General features: G+C 65.9%; 19 protein-coding genes. 7 read left to right on the forward strand and 12 right to left on the reverse strand.

The window, feature by feature from the left end; all coding sequences use genetic code 11:
• Positions 1-233: 233 nt before the first annotated feature.
• Entirely contained in the window at positions 234-1,262 is a 1,029-nt protein-coding gene (locus tag ACTTAI_RS05715) for a LacI family DNA-binding transcriptional regulator (RefSeq protein WP_444454842.1), read from the reverse strand.
• A 151-nt stretch (positions 1,263-1,413) separates the two neighbouring features.
• Here ACTTAI_RS05715 and ACTTAI_RS05720 point away from each other — a divergent pair, with 151 nt between their 5' ends.
• Positions 1,414-3,207, forward strand: a complete 1,794-nt coding sequence (locus tag ACTTAI_RS05720) for a PhoX family protein (RefSeq protein WP_444454843.1) — start codon at positions 1,414-1,416, stop codon at positions 3,205-3,207.
• A gap of 63 nt (positions 3,208-3,270) precedes the next feature.
• The gene (locus tag ACTTAI_RS05725) at positions 3,271-4,920 is read left to right on the forward strand and encodes a hypothetical protein (RefSeq protein ID WP_444454844.1); all 1,650 of its coding nucleotides are present in this window, start codon (positions 3,271-3,273) and stop codon (positions 4,918-4,920) included.
• A 10-nt stretch (positions 4,921-4,930) separates the two neighbouring features.
• Here the strand turns inward: ACTTAI_RS05725 and ACTTAI_RS05730 are convergent, their stop codons facing one another.
• Positions 4,931-5,551: a hypothetical protein gene (locus ACTTAI_RS05730; protein WP_444454845.1), complete on the reverse strand. Its 621-nt coding sequence runs from the start codon at positions 5,549-5,551 to the stop codon at positions 4,931-4,933.
• Between the two features lie 190 nt (positions 5,552-5,741).
• Here ACTTAI_RS05730 and ACTTAI_RS05735 point away from each other — a divergent pair, with 190 nt between their 5' ends.
• Together ACTTAI_RS05735 and ACTTAI_RS05740 are read left to right on the forward strand one after the other, a co-directional pair.
• On the forward strand, positions 5,742-7,370 hold the full coding sequence (locus ACTTAI_RS05735; protein WP_444454846.1) for an FAD-dependent oxidoreductase: 1,629 nt from the start codon (positions 5,742-5,744) through the stop codon (positions 7,368-7,370).
• Positions 7,371-7,566: 196 nt separating this feature from the next.
• Entirely contained in the window at positions 7,567-8,544 is a 978-nt protein-coding gene (locus ACTTAI_RS05740; protein WP_444454847.1) for a hypothetical protein, read from the forward strand.
• Between the two features lie 72 nt (positions 8,545-8,616).
• Here ACTTAI_RS05740 and ACTTAI_RS05745 read toward each other — a convergent pair whose 3' ends face one another.
• Positions 8,617-8,871 (reverse strand): hypothetical protein, encoded by a 255-nt coding sequence (locus ACTTAI_RS05745; protein ID WP_444454848.1) that lies wholly within the window; start codon positions 8,869-8,871, stop codon positions 8,617-8,619.
• 130 nt (positions 8,872-9,001) lie between these two features.
• Here ACTTAI_RS05745 and ACTTAI_RS05750 point away from each other — a divergent pair, with 130 nt between their 5' ends.
• Positions 9,002-9,274 (forward strand): integrase, encoded by a 273-nt coding sequence (locus ACTTAI_RS05750; protein ID WP_444454849.1) that lies wholly within the window; start codon positions 9,002-9,004, stop codon positions 9,272-9,274.
• A gap of 259 nt (positions 9,275-9,533) precedes the next feature.
• Here the strand turns inward: ACTTAI_RS05750 and ACTTAI_RS05755 are convergent, their stop codons facing one another.
• From ACTTAI_RS05755 to ACTTAI_RS05790, 8 genes are read right to left on the reverse strand one after another with little or no spacing between them, the layout of a single operon-like run.
• Entirely contained in the window at positions 9,534-10,421 is an 888-nt protein-coding gene (locus ACTTAI_RS05755; protein WP_444454850.1) for an NAD-dependent epimerase/dehydratase family protein, read from the reverse strand.
• Entirely contained in the window at positions 10,414-10,947 is a 534-nt protein-coding gene (locus ACTTAI_RS05760; RefSeq protein ID WP_444454851.1) for a dTDP-4-dehydrorhamnose 3,5-epimerase family protein, read from the reverse strand. The genes ACTTAI_RS05755 and ACTTAI_RS05760 overlap by 8 nt, the downstream gene beginning before the upstream one ends.
• A complete protein-coding gene (locus ACTTAI_RS05765) occupies positions 10,947-12,176 on the reverse strand; it encodes a class I SAM-dependent methyltransferase (protein WP_444454852.1) in 1,230 nt (409 codons plus the stop codon). The genes ACTTAI_RS05760 and ACTTAI_RS05765 overlap by 1 nt, the downstream gene beginning before the upstream one ends.
• A gap of 1 nt (position 12,177) precedes the next feature.
• Positions 12,178-13,227 carry a CDP-glucose 4,6-dehydratase gene (rfbG, locus tag ACTTAI_RS05770; protein ID WP_444454853.1) on the reverse strand — a complete coding sequence of 350 codons (1,050 nt, stop codon included), beginning with the start codon at positions 13,225-13,227 and terminating at the stop codon, positions 12,178-12,180.
• Complete coding sequence (gene rfbF, locus ACTTAI_RS05775) at positions 13,212-13,982, reverse strand: glucose-1-phosphate cytidylyltransferase (RefSeq protein WP_444454854.1); 771 nt, start codon at positions 13,980-13,982, stop codon at positions 13,212-13,214. The genes rfbG and rfbF overlap by 16 nt, the downstream gene beginning before the upstream one ends.
• The gene (locus tag ACTTAI_RS05780) at positions 13,979-16,273 is read right to left on the reverse strand and encodes an O-linked N-acetylglucosamine transferase family protein (protein WP_444454855.1); all 2,295 of its coding nucleotides are present in this window, start codon (positions 16,271-16,273) and stop codon (positions 13,979-13,981) included. Before ACTTAI_RS05780 ends, rfbF begins: the two co-directional genes overlap by 4 nt.
• 13 nt (positions 16,274-16,286) lie before the next feature.
• Positions 16,287-17,060 (reverse strand): anti-sigma factor family protein, encoded by a 774-nt coding sequence (locus ACTTAI_RS05785; RefSeq protein WP_444454856.1) that lies wholly within the window; start codon positions 17,058-17,060, stop codon positions 16,287-16,289.
• Entirely contained in the window at positions 17,050-17,580 is a 531-nt protein-coding gene (locus ACTTAI_RS05790) for a sigma-70 family RNA polymerase sigma factor (protein ID WP_444454857.1), read from the reverse strand. The genes ACTTAI_RS05785 and ACTTAI_RS05790 overlap by 11 nt, the downstream gene beginning before the upstream one ends.
• Before the next feature lie 212 nt (positions 17,581-17,792).
• Between ACTTAI_RS05790 and ACTTAI_RS05795 the strand changes: the two genes are divergently transcribed.
• Both ACTTAI_RS05795 and ACTTAI_RS05800 read left to right on the forward strand, forming a co-directional pair.
• Positions 17,793-18,497, forward strand: coding sequence for a hypothetical protein (locus ACTTAI_RS05795; protein ID WP_444454858.1), 705 nt, complete (start codon positions 17,793-17,795; stop codon positions 18,495-18,497).
• Positions 18,498-18,764: 267 nt separating this feature from the next.
• On the forward strand, positions 18,765-19,574 hold the full coding sequence (locus ACTTAI_RS05800) for a dihydrodipicolinate reductase C-terminal domain-containing protein (RefSeq protein ID WP_444454859.1): 810 nt from the start codon (positions 18,765-18,767) through the stop codon (positions 19,572-19,574).
• 103 nt (positions 19,575-19,677) lie between these two features.
• Here the strand turns inward: ACTTAI_RS05800 and nhaD are convergent, their stop codons facing one another.
• On the reverse strand, positions 19,678-20,766 hold the full coding sequence (nhaD, locus tag ACTTAI_RS05805) for a sodium:proton antiporter NhaD (protein WP_444454860.1): 1,089 nt from the start codon (positions 20,764-20,766) through the stop codon (positions 19,678-19,680).

Here is a 20,766-nt window from a genome sequence, read left to right on the forward strand (position 1 = left end):
TGCCCGGGGATGCACCGATTGAACCCGAGGCGGATCATGGGCATGCAAAAACCGGCCCCCGGAAAATCCGGGGCTGCGGCCGACCTGCCATGCGCAGATCGCGGGACGTCACCTCCTCTGCGACGTCTTGTCCCGAAGGATTCCCGAAAGCGGACCCAAGGTCAAAGAAAACGCGCCCAAAATTTCATCAACCATGATGGAAAATGCGCGTCATCATGATGCAATTCCATCAATTACAGACTTTCCGGCGTCAGGATGATGGAATTGTGGAAGCGCTGGCCCGGGGTCTCGGCCATGCCATTGGCCGCGGTGGCACACATCAGCGCCACCAGATCCTCGCACAGCGCCCGCAGCGGTGTCTGCATCACCACCGAGACGGTGCGATCCAGAAGGCCTTCGCGCGAATCGGGGGTGAGTTCGTGCACGATCAGCACCGGACGACGCGGCATGGGCAATTCGCGGATGGCCGCCACCGCGCCTTCCATGCCCCCGCCCGCGCAATAGACGCCAACGAGATCGGGGTGGCGGGCGATCATCTCATGCGTCGCCTCATAGGTCAGTTGCCGCGTTTCCAGGTTCGGCTGCGGGCTGAGCAATTCGAAATCGGGCGCATATTCGCGGAAATAGCTGCGAAAGCCGGTTTCGCGCAGCTCGTGGCCGTGAAAGCGATGCCCGCCGATGAAGACCGCCACCTTGCCCGGCCGCCCGGAAATCTTTGAAATCAACCAACCTGCGGTGCGCCCGACCTTGAGGTTGTTGGTGCCCAGATAGCTTTCCCGCACCCCTTGCGCGAAATCCGACAAGAGCGAAAAGGTCGGAATACCGCGCGCGCGCAACTCGGTCACCGCATCGGTGACCAGATGATGATCAAGCCCGCTCGCCGCCACCGCATCGACCTTGCCCACCATCGCGCGCAGCATCTCGGCGAGTTCGTCGGGCAGGGTGGATTGGGCGAATTTCAGCGTCAGCCGCAGCCGGTGTGTGGTGCTGGCGGCGCAGCGCTCCTCGATCTCGCGGGCGAAGCTTTGGTAAAAGGCGTGCCGCTCCTTTTGCAGGATGACGCCGACATGCAGCTCTGGCAGGTCGGCAAAGACCCGCTGCCGGATCACATTCGCGCCGTGATAGCCGATCTTCTGCGCCGCCTCATGCACCTTGCGCGCGGTTTCCTCGCGCACTTTCACCCGCCCGTTCAGCACGCGATCGACCGTGGCAACGCCAACACCTGCCGCTTGCGCCAGATCGGCAATCGTCGGTCGCTTCATCTTAACCTCTTGCATGATGGAATAACATCATTTCCATCATGGTGCCATCAGGTCAAGCGTGGTCGAAGGGTTGCGGCCTGCGGACTGTCACATGAGTGATGCAAAACGGGTTCAAGGACGGGGCCGACGCAACCCGACCCAGGAGACCACGATGACCCTGCGCAGCCAGCTTCTTGCAGCCAGCGCCCTGATCGCCGCCCCGATCTTCGCACATGCCGGTGATATCGCCTTTGCCCCGGTGCCCTTTGCCGCCGACGATGCCGCCAAGCGCGCGGTGCTTGCCTCCGACAAGGTGACGATCGACGGCAAGGACTACCCCATCGGCTACACCACGCTTGCCCGCTCGGGCGACAAGATCGGCGCCGGGGTCTTTGCCGCGCTGACCGACCGCAAGGGGCAGGTGGTGAAATCCGAGGACGGCTCGGAACATATCTCGGTCGATGCCGATTTCACCTCGCTGCTGCATGTCGGTGGCAAGATCTTCTCGGTGACGCATTTCGAGTCGCGCCCGGGGGCGATGTATGTGAGCGAGCTGACGCAGGCTGCCGATGGCAAGCTGACGCCGGTCTCGACCAAACCGGTCGATTTCTCGGCCTTTGGCGGGCTCTGGGTGCCCTGCGCGGGCTCGGTGACGCCGTGGGAGACGCATCTGGGCTCCGAGGAATATCCGGCCGATGCGCGCGAGATCGAAGCGGCGACCGCGCTCGATCAGATCGACGATTACGATTACCCGATGGCCCGCTACGAGGGTCTCGATCCGGCGAAGATGACGCTCGACGCATTCCGCGCCGCCTTCAAACCCTATCGCTACGGCTTCCCGACCGAGGTCACGGTGAGCGAAGACGGCACCGCCAAGGCGCAAAAGCACTTCGCGATGGGCCGTGTTGCGGTCGAGCTTGCCAAGGTGATGCCCGACAAGAAGACCGCCTATATCTCGGATGACGGCACCAACACCGGCCTGTTCCGCTTCGTCGCCGATGCCGAGGGCGATCTGTCGGCGGGCAAGCTTTACGCCGCGAAATGGGTGCAGACCTCGGATGCGGGCGCGGGGGCGGCGACGCTCGAATGGGTCGATCTGGGCCATGCCGACGACGCGACGATCCAGGCCGCGATCGAGAAGGGCGTGACCTTCTCGGACATCTTCGAAACCGCCGAGTTTGGCGCGGACGGCAGCTGCCCCGAAGGCTTCCTTGCCTCGAATGCCGAGGATCGCGCCGAATGCCTGAAGGTGAAACCGGGGATGGAGGCCGTGGCGTCGCGGCTTGAAACCCGTCGCTATGCCTCGATGCTCGGCGCCACGACCGAGTTTCGCAAGATGGAAGGCATCGCCTTCGACCCCGACCACATGAAAGTCTATGTGGCGATGTCGGAAGTGTCGAAAGCGATGGAAGGCGGCGCGAAGCAGGACAAGGGCGGGCGCGATGCGATCCGGCTCGAAAAGAACAGCTGCGGCGCGGTCTATCAGCTGGATCTGGATGCCAGCTACACCGCCACGGCGATGAGCGCGCTTGTCGCGGGCACGCCGATGAGCAAGGAACAGGAAGCGGCGGCGGCCGATCCGAACTGCGATCCGGCGCATAACATGTGCGGGGATGCGGCCAAGGTGAATAGCTGTGATGTCAATGGCATCGCCAACCCCGACAACATCACCTACATCCCCGGTTACAACACGCTGATCATCGGCGAGGACACCGGCGAGGGCCATCAGAACGACGCGATCTGGGCGATGAACCTGGGTGACAAGTCGCTGACGCGGATCTTCTCGACGCCCTATGGGTCGGAATCCACCTCGGCCTACTGGTATCCGAACCTCGGCGGGCATGGCTATCTGATGGCCGTGGTGCAGCACCCTTACGGCGAATCCGACGAGGACAAGCTGGCCGATCCGGCCGATGCCCGCGCCTATGTGGGCTACATCGGCCCGTTCCCGGCGATGGACAAGTGAGCCTGACCTGATCTTCCCGCGGGGCCCGGGCGATCCGGGCCCCGCCGCTTTTCGGAGAGATTGATGCTGCGCCTGTCCCTCATCGCGCTTCTGGCCGCGGCCCCGCCCGCGCTGGCGCTGGATTTCGCCTCGACCGCGCTTGATAACCGCACCGCCTATATTCCGCCGCAGTGCTATACCCGCACCGAAGATGCGGCGGGCGTCGCGCATAACCCCTGCCAGACCTGCCACGTCGCGCCGCGCGCGCCGAATTTCGTCAACGACGCCGATCTGCAGCTGTCCTATGCCTTCCCCGGCCCGGGGCTTGAGAATCCCTGGACGAACCTCTTCGTCGATCGCTCGGCCGAGGTCGCCGCCACCGATCCGGCCGAGATCACCGCCTGGGTGCGCACCGACAATTATCATGGCGCGGATGGCCGCCCGGCGCTGGCCGACAGGCTTGATCCGCCGCCCGCCGCCTGGGACGTGAACCACGACGGGCGCTGGAACGGCTACAGGCCCGACGCCTTTTTCCGCTTCGATGACGAGGGCTTCGATCTGGACCCGGCCGGCCAGCCGACCGGCTGGCGGGCCTTCGCCTATCAGCCGTTGCCGGGCACCTTCTGGCCCGCGAACGGATCGGGCGATGATGTGCTGATCCGTCTTCCCGCGGCCTATCGCGAAAATCTTGCGGGCACCCCGGACCGCGCCACCTACCGCATCAATCTTGCTATCGTCGAGGCGCTGATCACCCGCGCCGATGTGGCCATCGCGCCGACAGACGAGGCGGCGATGGGCGTCGATCTCGACCGCGACGGGCAGATCGGCACCGCCCGCCGCGTCGCCTTTGCCTTTGCGCCGCTGGCGGGCATCACCATGCACTGGGCGGGCCGTGCCGGGCAGCTGCCCGCCGCGCAGGCCCCGCTTGCCGCCGGGCTTTATCCGCTTGGCACCGAATTCCTGCATTCGGTGCGCTATCTCGACCCGACGGAGACCGGCGTCGCGATGGCCGCGCGGATGAAGGAGCTGCGCTACATGCGCAAGACGCGCTGGCAAAGCTATGCCGATCTCGAGGAATGGGCGCTGGCCGAGAAAAAGGAAGACAGCGACTTTCCCGACCGCACGAAGCAATTCTTCGGCTCGGCCGAGACCGGGCTGGCAACCGGCACCGGCTGGCGCTTGCAAGGCTTCATCGAGGATGCCAAAGGCGCCCTGCGTCCGCAAAGCTTCGAAGAGACCGCCTTTTGCATCGGCTGCCATTCCGCGATCGGCACGCTGGATGACGCCACCTTTGCCTTTCCGCGCAAGCTTGGCGCCGGGGCCTTTCGCGACGGCTGGTATCACTGGAGCCAGAAGGGCCTTGCGGGCACGCCCGAGCGGCTGCGCGCCGATGGCCGGGGCGAATATGCGCAATATCTGCGCACCAACGGGGCAGGGGACGAGTTTCGCGCCAATGCCGAGCTGATCGCGGCCTGGCTCGACAACGGGCAGCTGTCCGAGGCCAAGGCCGCGGCGTTGCGGACCGATATCGGCCCGCTTGTCACGCCCTCGCCCGCGCGGGCGCTTGCGCTTGATGCCGCCTATCGGATGATCGTGCGCGCGCAAAGCTTTGCGCAGGGCCGCGATGCGACGATCACCCCGCCCGAGGCCACGGTCTGGCGCAGGCTCGATCAGGACCGCCCGACTGGCATCGTCACGCCCGAGGCGCCCTGGTTTCCGCGCCGGGCGCGCTGAGGGGCGGGGCTCAGCCCCCGGCCGCGATCCGGGCGACCGCAGCCTCGAACGCCGCGGCATCGCCCGCGCGGTGCTGCAGCCACGCCCGGATCAGCTGCTGGTCATCCTGCGGCAACCGTGTGCGCGGCCCCATCAGGCGGAAATAGTCCTGCCATTCCAGAAGGCTGTATTTTTCGGGCACGCGGCGCGGATGGCAGGCGGTGCAGCGGCTGCGGTAGAGCGTGAAGGCCTTTTGCCACATCGGGGCGGGATCGGCGGTCAGCGTGCCCGCCGCAATCCAGCCGCGCAGTGCGACCGGCCGCCAGCCGGGGGCAGCCGTTTCCCCGGGGGCGAGCGGGCGCGGCGACAGGCTTTCGGGCGTCACCCGGGCCAGTTCGACTGCGCGGGCGGGGGTGGCGTAAAGCCCGCGTCCCGCCGCATCGGTGAAGCCGGGAATCGCGACGTCAAGATGCCCCGGCCCGCTTGGCCCGATCACCCGCACCGGCGTGGCGACCAGCGCCTCGCCCAGTTCCCGGCCTGCGGGGGCGTCCAGCACCGGGGCCGAGACCGTGAGCCAGCGCAGCCCGGTGTCCTCTGCCGAGGCCGGAAGCACCGAAAGCAGCAGCAAAACCCCGATCCCGATCGCGCGCATCATCCCCTCCATCGCTTGCGGCGATGGCTACGCCCGCTTCATGTCGGTCCGGTGACGAAAACGCCGTTTGCCAGCTTTCAGCCCGCTCCGTTTTGTCACATTGCTTCACGCTGAATGAACCCTTCGGCGATAGGCTCTGGCGGTTCGACATCATTCGGATATGCTGCGGCGCAGTCAGATGGAGGGTAAGATGGCCACGCGGATCGTCGTTTTGGGCGGGGGTTTCGGCGGCATGTACACGGCCCGCGCGCTCAAGCGCAGGCTGGGCCGCAAGGCAGAGGTCGAGCTGATCAACGCCGAGAACTACTTCGTCTTCCAGCCGCTTCTGCCCGAGGTGGGGGCAGGCTCGATCATGCCCGCCCATGCCGTCTCGCCGCTGCGCTTTCTGCTGAAAGGCGTGCTGGTCCGCAAGGCCGTCGTCGACAACGTCGATTTCGAGCGCAAGGTGGTCACCGTCTTTCAGGGCATCATGCGCCGCCCGATCGAGGTGCCCTATGATCAGCTCGTCATCGCGCTGGGGCAGGGGACCGATTTCTCCCGCATGCCGGGGCTTGAAGAACATGCATTGAAGATGAAGACGCTCGAAGATGCCCGCCGCCTGCGCGAGCATGTGATCGAGCAGCTCGAACATGCGCAGGTCACGGCGCTGCCCGATACGAAACGCGGGGCGCTGACCTTCACCGTCGTTGGCGGTGGCTTCTCGGGTGTCGAGACCGTCGGCGAGATGAAAGAACTGCTCGACCGTTCGCTGCCGTTCTATTCCAACATCGATCCGTCCGAAGTTCGCGTGCTGCTGGTCGAATATGCGCCGCGCATCCTGAATGAAATGCCGAAAGAGCTGGCCGAATACGCGACCAGGCATCTCGAAACCCACGGGATCGAGCTGAAACTGGGCACCGGCGTTCGCTCGGCCACGCATCGGCAGCTGGTGACGAGCGACGGCGAGGTGATCGACACCCGCACCATCGTTGCCACGATCGGCAATGCGCCCCTGCCCGTGATCCTGCGCATGGGGCTGCCGCTCGAAAAGGGCCGCGTCGCCGTCGATCGCAGCCTGCGCGTCAAGGGCATGTCCGATGTTTGGGCGCTGGGCGATTGCGCGCTGATCCCGCTCAAGGATTATGCCACCGACCGCCATGATTTCGCCCCGCCGACCGCGCAATTCGCCGTGCGCGAGGCGAAGCGCGTGGCGTCCAACATCACCGCCGTGCTGAAGGGCCGCCAGCCCGCGCCCTTTGCCTACAGCTCGCGCGGCGCGCTCGCTTCGCTTGGCGCAAAACGGGGTGTGGCCGACATTTTCGGGCGCAACATCACCGGCTTCCCGGCCTGGTTCATCTGGCGCTCCTATTACCTCGCGCTGCTGCCCGGCATCGGCACCCGCATCCGGGTGATGATCAACTGGTCGCTGGATCTTCTGGGCGCGCGCAGTCTGGTGCAGCTGCGCACCTTCCAGAAGCCGCCGATGCGCTACGTCTATTATCGGGCCGGTGACCGGATCTACAACGAAGGCGACCGCTCGGATGGGTTCTTTTCGGTCGTTTCGGGCGCGGTGCAGATGGTGCGCACCGATCCCGACACCGGCAAGCTGACGACGCGGGTGATTGGCCCCGGCGGCCATTTCGGCGAGCGGCTGATCCTTGGCGCGACGCGGCGCAAGACCTCGGTCCATGCGATCGAGGATACCAAGGTTCTGGTGATGAACCGCGAGGAATTCCTGATGCTGGCGGAAAGTTTTCAGGCCTTCCGGGACTATTTCCGCCCCTATATGGAAAAACACGGCGTCAGCCTGCCCAACGACCCGCAAAAACCCGAGGCCTGAGGCCGCAGGTTTCGCATTCCGGATGGTCCTGCGACCCGTTCCGGGTAAGTTCCCGTCTACCGGACAAGGCTTCGGGGGATCGGTCGAAAGGCCGGGCCCTGTTGCTTCTCCGCATGACATTCCTGCGGCACAGTCCCGCTGCCCGCCGCATCGAGACCCGCGGGCGTCTGTCCGCCCGACCGCGCAAGGAGCCGCCATGACCCGTTCCAAGCCTTTCTGCCTGATCGTTCTGGCCGCCGCCGTTCTGACGCCGCTGACCGCTCTCGCCGAAGACGGGCTGGAGATCCCGCTGCCTTCGGAAAGTCTGGTGCCGGGCATTCTGGTTTCGGGCAGCCTCAGCGGCGATGAAACGGTGCGTTACAGCCTGTCGGGCGCGCAGGGACAGGTGCTCTCGATCGATTTGAACGGGTCGGTGATGCTGCCCGATTTCCTGATCCGCGAGGCGAACAAGTCCGAGGTGCTGTTCCTGTCCTCGCAAGCCGCGGCGCCGGTGGCCGATCTCGCGCTGCCGCAGCCGGGCGATTACGAGATCGAGGTGTTTCTCAACCGCGCCTTTGCCCGGCAGGGCAAGGCTTTCGATTATGATCTGGCGGTGGGGCTGAACCCACCCGATTTCGCCGATAGTCTGGCCGGTGGGCCGGATTGGTGGCAGGTCAACGCGGGGCAGGTGCTGACGATGCGGGCGGGGCCGTCCGAGCGCTTCACCCCGGTGGGCGTGGCCGAAGGCGGTGTGGTCGGCCGCAACAAGGGCTGCCACATGAACATGGGCACGCGCTGGTGCGAGGTGCGGCTGGCCGGTTCGGGGCTGCGCGGCTGGTTGCCCGGCACGGCGCTGAGCGAGACCGCCGCCCCGCTCGCGCCCGAGATGCCCGAGGGCGGTCCGAAGGGCAATGGCGAGCCCTTCGATGCGACCGGCACGATCCCCTGCGCGACCGATCCGGCCGCGCCGACCCATGCTTGCCCCTTCGGCGTGATCCGTGCCGGTGCGGGCAATGCCGGGGTCTGGGTGGCGTTGGGCAACGGCGCCGAGCGCTATTTCCTGTTCGAGGGCGGCAAGCTCGTCGACAGCGATGCGGCCTCGAAGCCGGTGCTGAAGCAGACCGAAGATCTGATGAAGATCGAGGCGGGCCGCGAGCGCTTCGAGATGCCTGCGGCGGTGGTCACCGGCGGCTGAGCCGCGCAGGGGCGGGGGCGGTCTTCGGTTCGCCGCCCCGACCGCCCCAAAAGCAAAGGCCGCGACGCGAGGTCACGGCCTTTGAGGAATAATGGTGGGCGATAACGGATTTGAACCGCTGACATCTTCGATGTGAACAAAGCGCCGCGAGGCCAAGCTATTGTTTTTTTGGCTGATCGCGCTGTTTTTATTGAGGCCGTTTCGACTGTCTCGCAAAGATGTTTCAGGTTCGCCCAGTTCAATGAACCGCCGCGCGCTTCGTAAACGCGCACCGGATTGCAAATCCGTGAAGACCGGTTCGATTCCGGTGGTCTGCGCCAGTGCCATGTTGCATGCCGTCGCAGGTTGACTCTGCGCCTCGGGAAATCTCAACACCACAAAGATGTAATCTTCTCAAGGTGTTGCGGGTGATACTCCTGCACCGCATCGACAATGTGGGGCCACGTGTGGGGCTGATATGGGGGCAAGGGACAAGCTGACGGCGGTCAACAAGATCGGCGAGGCGGGCAGACCGCACGGCTTTCGCACGACATTCCGAACCTGGGTGCAGGATACGCTGGACGGCTCGCATGATCTGGCGGCAGAGGCGGCGCTTGGCCACGTCATCGGCAACAAGGTGCGCCGCGCCTACGCCAGATCCGATTACCTCGACCAGCGCGCCGCGCTCATGCAGCGATGGGCGGATTATGTGACCGGCGAGTCGGCGCAGCTGAGGCCAAGCGCGGGCTGATCTGGTCGGGTCAGGCGTCGCCGCCTGGCGACGCGAACGGCCTTTTGCCGTCGGCCGCGCCTCGGCGCGCCTTTTCTCGAAGCGGCCGTTCAGGCACGGCGCAGCGACGGGGAAAGCTAGCCCATTCCGGCCCTTCGTGCGGAGCGCGGCGGAAGGCTTTGTGCAGGCATGAACGTGGGCTGCCGCCTGTGAGGGTGCCGCATCGGCTGCGCACCAAACCGTGAAAGCCGCCGTTCGAAGTTGTCGAGGCCACCCTCGATCAAGCCGCGCCAATTTCGCGGCGGACATGCTCGGTCAGGGCCTGCTCAGGGTGCTCTGCCGTCAAGCCGATCGCGGCGGCCAAAGCGGAAAAGTTCGGGGTCAGTTCTGCCGGATCCTGCGGGCCGGGCGCGTGCGACAACCTCAAGAGCTCAGGCCGTCCCGCGGTCTCGGCGATGATCCGGGCCAGCGTGCCCAAGCTGCGGGACTGCCCCGATCCGATGTCGAAAGCCCCGACCGTGCCCGCCTCGATCAGGCTGACGAGGGCGCGGGCGACATGCGCACTTGACGCAAAGTCGCGGAGCAGATCGGCCGCGCGCACCTCGGCCGGGCGGCCTTCGACCAGCGCGTCGATGAGCGAGGGGACAAAACGGCGGCGGTCCTCGCCGGGGCCATAAAGATGAAAGAGCCGCGCCCAGATCAGCACCGGCCCGCAGATCTGCGCCAGGTCGGCCTGCAAGAGCGCCTTCGCCTGACCATAAGGCGTGATCGGCGCAACCAGCCGGGCCTCGGCCAAGGCGCTTGGCGCGAGCGGATCGTATTCGGCGCAGGTTCCCAGCGCGAGCACCCGCTGCCCCCCGGCCTCAAGAAATCCGGCCACCAGATCGCGCGACACGGCGCGCCAGACCTCATTGGCGGGTGACGTCCAGAACTGGCCGTGCTCGATTTCCCAGGCACAATGAATGAGCCGCGCCGCCGGGGCCGCGGCGATCAGCCGAGCCCGCGCGGAGGGCTCGCACAGATCGGCGGCGTGCCAGATCACCCCGGGCAGTACGGGCCCGGGGCGGCGCGCGGTGGCGTGAACGGGAATGCCACGGGCGACAAGTTCGGCCAGAACCGCGCGGCCGACAAAGCCCGTGGCCCCGGTCAGAAGCACGCCCTCACGCATCAGACATCACCGGCCAGTGAGCGTCGCGATCCGAGATCACCGCGGGGGCCCCGGGCCAGAGGATGCCAAAGGCCGGATCGTTCCAGCGCACGCCGCGCGCGGCCTCGGGGGCGTGGGGCGCGTCGATCAGGTAATCGACCACCGCCTCCGCGGACAGGGTCAGGAACCCATGCGCCACTCCGCGCGGCAGAAAGAGCGACCTGCCCGCCGCGGCGTCAAGGTGCACCCCATGCCAGCGCCGAAAGGTCGGGCTGCCCGGGCGCAGATCCAGCGCGACATCGAAAATCGCCCCGGCGCTGACCCGCACCAGTTTTTGTTCGCCCTGCGGCTCGGCTTGCCAATGCATCCCGCGCAGGGTGTGGCGGGCGGGGTTGCGAGATTGGCTCGCCTGAACCGGGGTGAAAACGATCCCGGCCGCCGTGAAGCTGTCGGCACACCAGGTCCGGCGAAAACTGCCGCGGGCATCGGCATGGGCGGGAAACGCGATCTCGTAAACGCCCGCAAGCGGCGTCGGCTGGATCTGCATCACAGCCTCCGCATCTCGGGGACCGCAGTCCAGAGCCCGCCGGTGAAGCCCGCGCCCCGCAGCTGCGCGACGATCTCGGGCGCGATGTTCCAGGGCAGGATCAGGATCTCGTCGGGGGCCAGCGCCAAAAGCGCCTCGGGGGTCACAACGGGGATATGACTGCCGGGCAGTCGCCGCCCCACCTTGGCTGGCGAGCGGTCGGCGACGGCCAAGAACGCGTCAGCCCCGATGCCTGCGGCATTCAGAAAGGTGTTGCCCTTGGCTGCCGCGCCATAGGCGGCAAGCTTGCGGCCCATGTCCTGCTGCGCCGCTGCCCAGGCGCGGAAATTCTGCAAGACCTTGCGCACGCGGGCATCAAAGCCTTGATAGAAGGCGTCTTTGTCCAACCCCCGGTTGGCTTCCTTTGCCCGCAACGCAAGCAGTGCGGCCGTCGCGGGCCGGGCCTCTCGCGCCGCCAGATAGCGGATCGAGCCGCCATGCGTCGGCAGCGTCTCGACGTCGAAGACATTCAACCCATGCCGGGCCAGCAGCCGCTCCAGCGCAAGCGCCGACCAATAGGCGTAATGCTCGTGATAGATCGTGTCGAACTGCACGCCATCGACGAGCGACAGAAGATGCGGCGCCTCGATCGAGACCACCCCCCCGGGCGCCACCAGCGTGGCAAGACCGGCGGCGAAACCGTTGATGTCGGGCACATGCGCCAGCACGTTGTTCGCCACCACCAGATCGGCCTGCCGTCCCTGCGTCGCGATACTCTTGGTGGCCGTTTCGGGGGTCAGAAAGGCGACCTCGGTCGGCACACCGGCGGCGCGGGCGGTGGCGGCGACATTGGCGGCGGGCTCGATGCCAAGGCAGGGCACGCCCGCGGCGACGAAATTGCGCAAGAGATAGCCGTCGTTCGAGGCCACCTCGATCACCAGCGACTGCGGCCCCAGTCCCAGACGGTCGGTCATCAGCGCGCAAAATCGTTGCGCATGGGCGAGCCACGAGGCGGAGGCCGAGGAGAAATAGGCGTAGTCGGAAAAGATGCCCGCCGCATCGACGACATGGTCAAGCTGCACCATCCGGCAGGCAGAACAGACCCGGGCGCACAGCGGGAACCGCGGTTCCGCACCGGCATCCGCCTCGGGCGGCAGATAGGAATTGGCAACCGCCATCGTGCCCAGATCGCAAAAGACCGGGCCAAGCGGGGCACCGCAGGCGCGGCAGGTCAGGGCGGGTGCGGTCATCTCAGGGCTCCAGAAAGGCGGCGATCGCCGTGTCGGTTGCATCCGCCATATCGGCGCCGCGGGCGAAGGCGGCATACCAGGTCGCGGTCGCCGCCACCGCTTCGGCCGTGGCAAGGCGCGGGCGCCAGCCAAGCGCGCGGGCGGCAAGCCCACTTTCAAGCGCAAGACGCGGTTTTTCGGGCAGCGGCGGCACCTCGGAGCATTGCCAATCGACCAGCTCCCCGGTCACGCGCTGCCAATGGGAAAGCAGGTCGAGAACCGAAAGCTCGGCCTCGGCCGGGCCGAAATTGACCGCGCCCGGGGCTTCGCCGGTTGCCAGATCCTCGGCGAGGATCAGATAGCCCGCCACCACATCGAGCACATGCTGGAACGGCCGGGTCGCGCCGGGGTTGCGCAGCACGAGCGTTTGCCCCATGCCTTGCGCCCGCACCAGATCGGGGATCAGCCGGTCGCGACCGAAATCGCCACCGCCGATCACATTGCCCGCCCGGGCCGTCGCAAGCGGCGGCAAATCGGGGAACGCGGCGCGATAACTGGCGGTCAGGATCTCGCAGGCGGCTTTCGAGGCGGAATAGGGATCATCGCCCCCCAAGGGATCGGTCTCGACGAAGGGGCGAAGGCCTTCGTTGCGATAGACCTTGTCCGAGGTGACGATCACGGCCGCTTGGGCGGGGCTTCCGCGCAGCGCGTCGAGCAGATGCGCGGTGCCGGTGACATTGACGGACCACGTGCCGAGCGGGTCACGAAATCCTTCCGAGACGATGGCTTGCGCGGCCAGATGCAGCACGAGATCCGCGCCCGCCACAGCTTGGGAAACCGCAGCCCAGTCGCGCAGATCGGCGCGCAGGTCCTGCGCCAGATCGCGCCCGACCCCGAGCGCCGCAAAGGCGGAGGGCCCCGGCGCAGGATCAAGCGCCAGTCCCGTCACCTCTGCGCCAAGGGCCGTCAGAATCCGCGCCGCCCAAGCCCCCTTGAAGCCGGTGTGCCCGGTCAAAAGCACCCGCAGCCCGGCCCAGAACCCCGGATCGGGCCTCCTTACCAGATCTTCCACGGCGCTGCCCCCCCATCCCAAAGCGCCTGCAGATGATCCCGGTCGCGGAGCGTGTCCATCGGTTGCCAAAAGCCGCGATGATCGTAGGCGCAGAGCGCGCCGTCGCGGGCAAGGCCCTTCAGCGGCTCCTGTTCGAAGACCGTCGCATCGCCCGCGATCCGGTCGAGCACCGCAGGCGAAAGCACGAAGAAGCCGCCGTTGATCGTGCCGCCATCGCCCGCAGGCTTTTCGACGAAGGCCGCGACCCGGTCGCCCTGACGTTCGAGCGCTCCAAAGCGACCGGGCGGCACCACTGCGGTGACGGTGGCGGCGCGGCCATGGGCGCGGTGAAAGGCGATGGCGGCGGTGATGTCCACATTACCCACCCCGTCGCCATAGGTCAGGCAAAAGGCGTCGTCGTCGCGCAAAAGGTGCCCGACGCGTTTCAGCCGCCCGCCGGTCTGGGTGTCCTCGCCGGTGTCGATCAGATGGATTTTCCACGGCTCCGAGGCGGGGCGCCGCATCTCGACCGCGCCCGAAGCCAGATCGACCGTCAGATCCGACGACAGCCGGGCATAGTTCAGGAAATATTCCTTGATCTGCCAGCCGCGATAGCCAAGGCAAAGCACGAATTCGGTGATCCCGTGCGCGGCATAGATCTTCATGATGTGCCACAGGATCGGCCGCCCGCCGATTTCGACCATCGGTTTCGGCCGCAGCCCGGTTTCCTCGGAAAGCCGGGTTCCACGTCCGCCAGCAAGGATCACGGCTTTCATTCTGCGGCCACCTTTCGCGCAAGGTCATAGAAATGCTGGGTAAAGCGTTCGGGCTGACCAAGCGGGTTGGCCGCGATCTGGGCCCGCAGCCCGGCCCGAAGCGCCGCGCGCCCCACCGGATCGGCGGCCAGCTCCGCGGCCTTCGCGACGTAATCGGCAGCCGAGCGCACCGCCAGATCGCCCAGCCCCGCATTCGACAGGTTGGAATAGCTTAGCCGTTCCGCAAAGCCCGGCCCGATCAGGCTGATGGTCGGCACCCCCATCCAGAGCGCTTCGCAGGTCGTCGTGCCACCGACATGCGGCAGGGTATCGAGCGCGATGTCGATCTCGTTGTAATGGCGCATGTGATCGCCGCGCACGCCGATGAAATCGAGCCGGTCGGGGTCGACATCACGGCGCGCAAAGGCCGCGCGGGCATTGGTGCGGAAGCTTTCCACCCCGCCCTCGGGGCGCAGAAAGACAAAGCGCGATCCGGGCACCGCGCGCAGCACGGCGGCCCAGGCATCAAGGCAGGCGGGGGTGTATTTGTAAGGGTTGTTCGCGGTACCAAAGGTCAGATGCCCCTTGCGCGCCTGCGGCGTGCCCTCGGTGATCGGATGGGGTGCGAACATCCGCGACAGGCTGACCCAGGTTTCGGGCATCTCGAAGGGGCGCTCGATCAACAGGCGCGGGTCTTCGGGGCGCAGGAACGGATCGGTCAGGATCAGGTCGATCTGTTCGAGCCCGGCCGAATGCGGATAGCCGAGCCAGCTTGCGCCCAGCCGCGCGGGCCGATGCGCCATCACTTCAAGCTTGTTCATCGCGGTCGAGCCGCCGAGTTCAAAGAGGATGTCGAGCCCGTCAGCCGCGATCCCCTCGGCCACCTGCGCATCGGGGCGCTTGGGCCAAAGCCGGAACCCGGTGACCTGACGGGCCAGATGCTCCTGTGTCTTGTCGGGCTGCCGTTCGTAGAAGGAATAGCAATAGACCTCGACCCGGTCGCGGTCGTAGCCTTCGAGCAGCGGCAGCGCGAAATAGGTCACCGGATGGTGGCGCAGGTCCGAGGACATGAACCCCACCCGCAGCTTGCGCCCGCCGGTCAGCGCCGGAGCGGCAACAGCAGGCAGCGGCGCGATCCGCGCCGCGGCCCGGCGGCCCCAGGCCCGGTGCCAGTCGACCAGCTGCACCCGCTCCTCAAGCGAGGACACCCGACCCAGTTCGTAATGCACGACGGAATGGCGCCCCTCGGCCTGCCACAGCGGCAACAGCGTCGCCAGCGATCCGGTCTGCGTGAAACGATCCTCGTCGAGCACCTGCGCCAGCACCGTGCGCAGCGTCCGTGCCGCTTCGGGAATGCGCGAAGGGAAGCGCGCCATCAGATCGCGGGCGCAAGCGTAAGCGCGTTCGATATGCGCGGCCTCATTGTCATAGCGGCTGCGCGACAGGCTTTCGGTGAGCCGCTCCAGCGCGTCGAAATTGCCCGGATGCGCCGCCGCGGCCCGCTCAAGCGCCGCATTCACGCTGGGCCGATCACTGTCGCCCAGGATCGTCGCCAATTGCAGATTGGCGTTCAGATGCCCCGGCGCGCGGGTCAGAACCGCGCGCAGCAGATCGAGCGCCTGCGCCACAGCGCCGGTGCGAAAGGCAAGCCGGGCCGCGATCACTGCGAATTCATCGTTCTCGGGGGCCGCCGCGCGCAGCCGGTCGATCAGCTCGGCAGCCTCGGGGATCCGGCCAAGCCGTTGCAAGGTCTGCACCAGCGCCGCCACGATCGTGACATTGCCGGGCGCCAGCGCAAGCCCCCGCCGCAGACTTTCGAGCGACGCCTCGTCTTCGCCAAGAACCGATTGCTCTCGCGCCAGCAGCCGCCAGAGTTCCGCAGATTTCGGCGCGACCTTCAACCCGCCCCGGTAGCAGTGCGCCGCCTGCGCGTGATTGCCCAGCAATTCGTGAACATTGCCAAGGTTCTGCCAGGGCGAAAGCTCTTGCGGGCGCAGTTTGCGCGCGATCTCGAGCACATCAAGCGCCTTCGTCAGTCGCCCGGCCCGCTTCAGCAGCACCCCCATCAGGTTGACGGTGGCAAAATCTTTCGGGTTTTTCGCAAACCACGGCTTCAGCACCGCAATCGCTTCTGCGTGTCGCCCCAGATCAGACAGCGCCAGCGCATGCGGCCGCGCCGTCAGCTTGAGCGACCCTCCCGCCGCCACGGCGCGTTCGAAGGCGGCCACCCCTGCGGTCAGGTTTCCGGTCGCTACCGCCGCCCGGGCCTCGGCCAAAGCCGTTTCGGCGGGGCTCAAACGAAGATCGGTCATGAAAAGCGGCGCCTCAGTTGAACCGGTTGCGCAGGGTCTCGGCCCCGCGGGTCAGATCCGAAACCGGCCCCGCAGCATCGACGAGCACATAGGCCGCCCGGCCCTTTTCGAAATAGGCCAGCGTCCGGCCATCGAGCGTCAGCACGTCGGGCGGGGCGTCGGGGCCATCCAGGGTGCGGATCACCGAAAACAGCATGATCCGCCCCATGTCGGGCGTATCGATCACCAGCGCCACCCCCGGACGTTCGGGGGTCGACACCACTTGCGCCGCCACGATGCGCCAGTCGGCTGGCAGATGCGGCAGGGCGATGCCCAGACGGGCCGAGATTTCCTGCGCATCCCGGGGCAGCGGCCCGATGTCCTGCCCGAGCGACATCCGCAACGCCACGGCATCCTGTGCGTCCAGAGCCGCCTCGATCAGGCTGCGGTTTTCGCGCGCCAGCGTCAGATCGCCCCCCCGCGAAAGCCACGCCTGCGACGACCACCCCAGCGCAAACATGCAGGCTGCCGCCGCCATCGGCAGGAACCAGAGCCGCCGATGACGCTGACCAAGGCCGCGACCAAGCCGGTCTGCGGTCGCCAAAAGTGCCGCGGGGGCTTCGGTTTCGACCGAGCCCAAGGCCAGTCGCAACCCTTCGGTCAACCGCAGATCCGCCATCACCTCGGCGGCACGCTCGGGGTGCGCGGCAAGATACTCGGCCACGGCATAGCGCTCCGGCGCATCCAGCTGGCCATTCACGAAAGCGGCGATATCAAGCTCGATCTGCGTTTCGGAATCAGGTGTCATCACGGCCTCGCACGACTCTGAGGGGGGGCGCAGTTCTGGCAACGGGGGCTGCGTCTTCAAAGGTGCGCAAGGCGGCTCGCGCCCGCCCCACGCGCGACATCACGGTTCCGGCCGGAATGTTGAGCACGGCCGCCATTTCGGCCACGCTCAGACCTTCGACGGCCATCAGATGCAGCGCTTCGCGCTGATCGGCTGGCAGCGCCAGAAAGGCCCGCTGCACCTGTGCCAACCGCACCGCATGTTCGCCCTCGGGCGGCGCGAAGCCAGGTGTCGTCGCGCCATAAGCGCTTTCGCGCGCGGCCTCGGCCTTGCGGGCGCGCAGCCGGTCGATGAAATGGTTGTGCAGGATCGCCATCAGCCAGACCCGCAGATCGGCGCCCTCGCGAAAGCCTTCGCGGCGTTCGAGTGCGCGCAAGAGCGCCCCCTGCACCAGATCGTCTGCCTCCTGATCGGCGCGCGTCAACACCCGCGCGTAACGGCGCAGCGCCTCAAGATGCGGAGTGACGTCGAATTTCTTCATGCTCATGACGGGTATACGTCGCAACGCGCGATTTCATCCCGATCTGGATGACTTTTTTCTTCCGGCGAAGACCGACGGAAGGCGGGGCGCTGATCGTTCATATTGCAATAAAAAGATAGATATGCCGAGATCGCGGCAATCGCAGCACAAACCTCGTCCGGCGAGCGGGGAGAAGCGCGCCACTTCGGCGCGAGTTTTGGGAGGAGGACCCGATGAAACACTGGATCAAAGCAGCAGCGGCAGTGGTCATGCTTTCGACGGGGGCGGCAATGGCGGGGCCGGTCTCGGATTTCGAGGCGGTTCTGCGGGGTGCCTATGCACCCTATCGCACGGCGCTTTTCGCCACCAACATGAATGCGCCCGACAAGGCTCTGGCGGCGCTAGAGGCGTTTCACGACGGTTGGGGCAAGGTGATCGACACCGCTTCGGGGGCGCCGCAATACGCCGATGACAAGGGCCTGGTCCAGACCCTTGCCGCCGTCAGCGCCAAGGCCGAGATCGCGGGCGCGGCGGTCCGGGCCGGGCAGATGGCGCAGGCGCATGAGGCGCTTGAAGGCATCCGCGACGATATCGGCGCGCTGCACGAGCGCAACGGCATGATCGGCTTTTCCGACCGGATGAACGCCTATCACGCGGCGATGGAAGCGGTTCTGGCAGTCCCGTCCGAGGCGCTTGATGCGGTGGGGATGGAAGGGATGCGCGAGCAAGCGGGTGTGCTGGCGTATCTGGCCGCCGATATTGCCGCCCATCCCGCCCCCGAGGCGGCGGCCCCCGAATATGCACCGCTGCACGCAGCGTTTCAGGCCTCGGTCGCGGGCTTTGTCGAGGCCGTGCGCTCGGGCGATCCGGGCGCGGTGACCAAGGCGATCGGCGCGCTGAAGGCGCCCTATTCGAAGTTCTTCGTGGCCTTCGGCTGAGGCCCGTCCCGAAGATCGCGTCGGCGGCGGAGCGTTGGCGGCGCTCACGGGTCTGCTGCGGGCTGGGCCGACTTCGGCGCGGCCTTTGCCCGAAGTTCCCGGAACGCCGTCCGGGCGCGGCCTTGCGCCGCAGCCTTAAGCTATTGTTTTGTATGAATTATGTGGAATTTTCGGCGAAACTTCGCCGACCCGGCCCCGGTTCGGACTGACGCGATTGTGATTGAGGGCCATGCTCCTAAACTGTCCCGCGCAGAAAAGGAGAAGGTCATGAAAGTAGGACTTTTCGGTTTCGGCAAGGCGGGACGGTCCGTCGCATCCGTTCTGATGGAGACCGACGAAGTCGATCTGCGCTGGATCGCGCGCAAGTCGCATCGGCTGGAAAATCGGCCCGCAGGGGATGTTCTGGGCTCGATCGGCGCTCCCGAGGCGGGGCTGATCCTCTCCACCGAGACACTCTCGGCCGAGGCGTTGTTCGACGCCCATCCCGTCGATGCGGTCGTCGATTTCGCGGCTCAGGATACCATTCATTACTACGGAGAGGCCGCTGCGCGCCGGGGCATCGCCATCATCTCTGCCGTCTCTCAGTACCCGGGCGAAACCCTCGCCTGTTTGCGACGACTGTCGGAAACTACCCGCGTTCTGCATTCGCCCAACATCACGCTCGGGATCAATTTCCTGATGCTCTCGTCGAAGATCCTGCAAAATATCGCGCCCGATACGGACATCGAAATCATCGAGGAACACTTCAAGACGAAACCGGAAATCTCCGGCACGGCCCGGATCATCGCCGACGAGTTGGGGGTGGCGCATGACACGATCAAATCTGTCCGCGCGGGCGGCATTATCGGCGTGCATGAGGTGTTGTTCGGGTTTCCGTTTCAGACCGTGCGGCTGAAACATGAATCGATCTCGCGCGAGGCATTTGGCAGCGGCATCCTGTTCGCGCTGGAAAATCTGCCGCCGGTTCAGGCGGGTTTTTTCACCATGGAAGATCTGCTGTTGCCGAAGTTCAACCTCAACAAGAGCGAGGATGAGTTCGTGTCGCAGGGGCGCAAGCCGTGGTGGAAGGTCTGGTAGACGGCCTGCGACGCCGGACAGAAGGCTCCGGTGTCGCCCGCTGGCGGCACCGCTTCCGGTCCGGGCGCAAATCGATGCGCGATCCAGTTTCCCGTGTTCGGCGCTATCCGGCGACCTGCTGAAAATGGTGCGCGTTGATCACCATATGTGCGCCTATCGCCGCGAAATAGCCAAGCGCAATCGCCCATGCCCATTTCAGATGGCCCGAGAAGGTATAGGCGCCCCTGGCCTGCCCCATCAGCGCCACCCCGGCGGCAGACCCGATCGACAAGATGGAACCGCCGACACCGCAGGTCAGCGTGATCAGCAGCCATTGGCCGTGGCTCATGTCCGGGTCCATCGTCAGCACCGCGAACATCAGCGGAATATTGTCGACCACCGCCGACAAAAGCCCAAGGATGGTGTTGGCCGCCGTCGCACCAAGGTCTTGGTAAAGCACCGTCGAGACCAGATCGAGATAGCCCATCACGCCAAGCCCTCCCACGGCAAAGATGATGCCGAAGAAAAACAGGAGCGTATCCCACTCCACCCGCTCGAATTGCTTGAAACTGTCCAGCACGAGTTCTTCGCTGCGGCGTTTGTGACCTGTGCGGGTGAGGAAATAGGAATAGATCTGCAAATAGCCAAGGCCGAGCATCATCCCCATCGCCGACGGCAGATGCAGGAAGTTCTTGAAGCTGATTGCTGTGATGATGGTGGCGGCAAACAACGTCACCACCGCCGCCCCGCCGGGTTTCATCGTGCCCTTGTCCTCTGTCGGCGCAGGGGATTCATTCGGGATGGCAAAGGACATGATCGCCGCCGGAACCAGCCAGTTCAAGATCGAGGGCACGAAGAGCACGAAAAATTCAAAGAATTCGATCTTGCCCTTTTGCCAGACCATCAAGGTCGTGATGTCGCCAAAGGGGATGAATGCACCGCCGGCATTGGCGGCAACAACCGTCGAGATGCAGGCCAGCATGACGAATTTCGGCGAGGATCTGCCCAAGGCCATCACCACCGCCCCCATCACCAGCGCTGTGGTCAGATTGTCGAGCACGCCTGACAGGAAGAAGGACAAAACCCCGCTGAGCCAGAACAGCTTGCGAAAACTTAGCCCCAGTCCGACAAGTTTCGCACGCAACGCGTCGAACACACGGCGCTCTTCCATCGTGTTTACGAAGATGATGGCGACCAGAAGAAACAGGAACAA

The sequence above is a fragment of the Rhodobacter capsulatus genome (assembly GCF_052363175.1).
Classification (GTDB): Bacteria; Pseudomonadota; Alphaproteobacteria; order Rhodobacterales; family Rhodobacteraceae; genus Rhodobacter; species Rhodobacter capsulatus_D.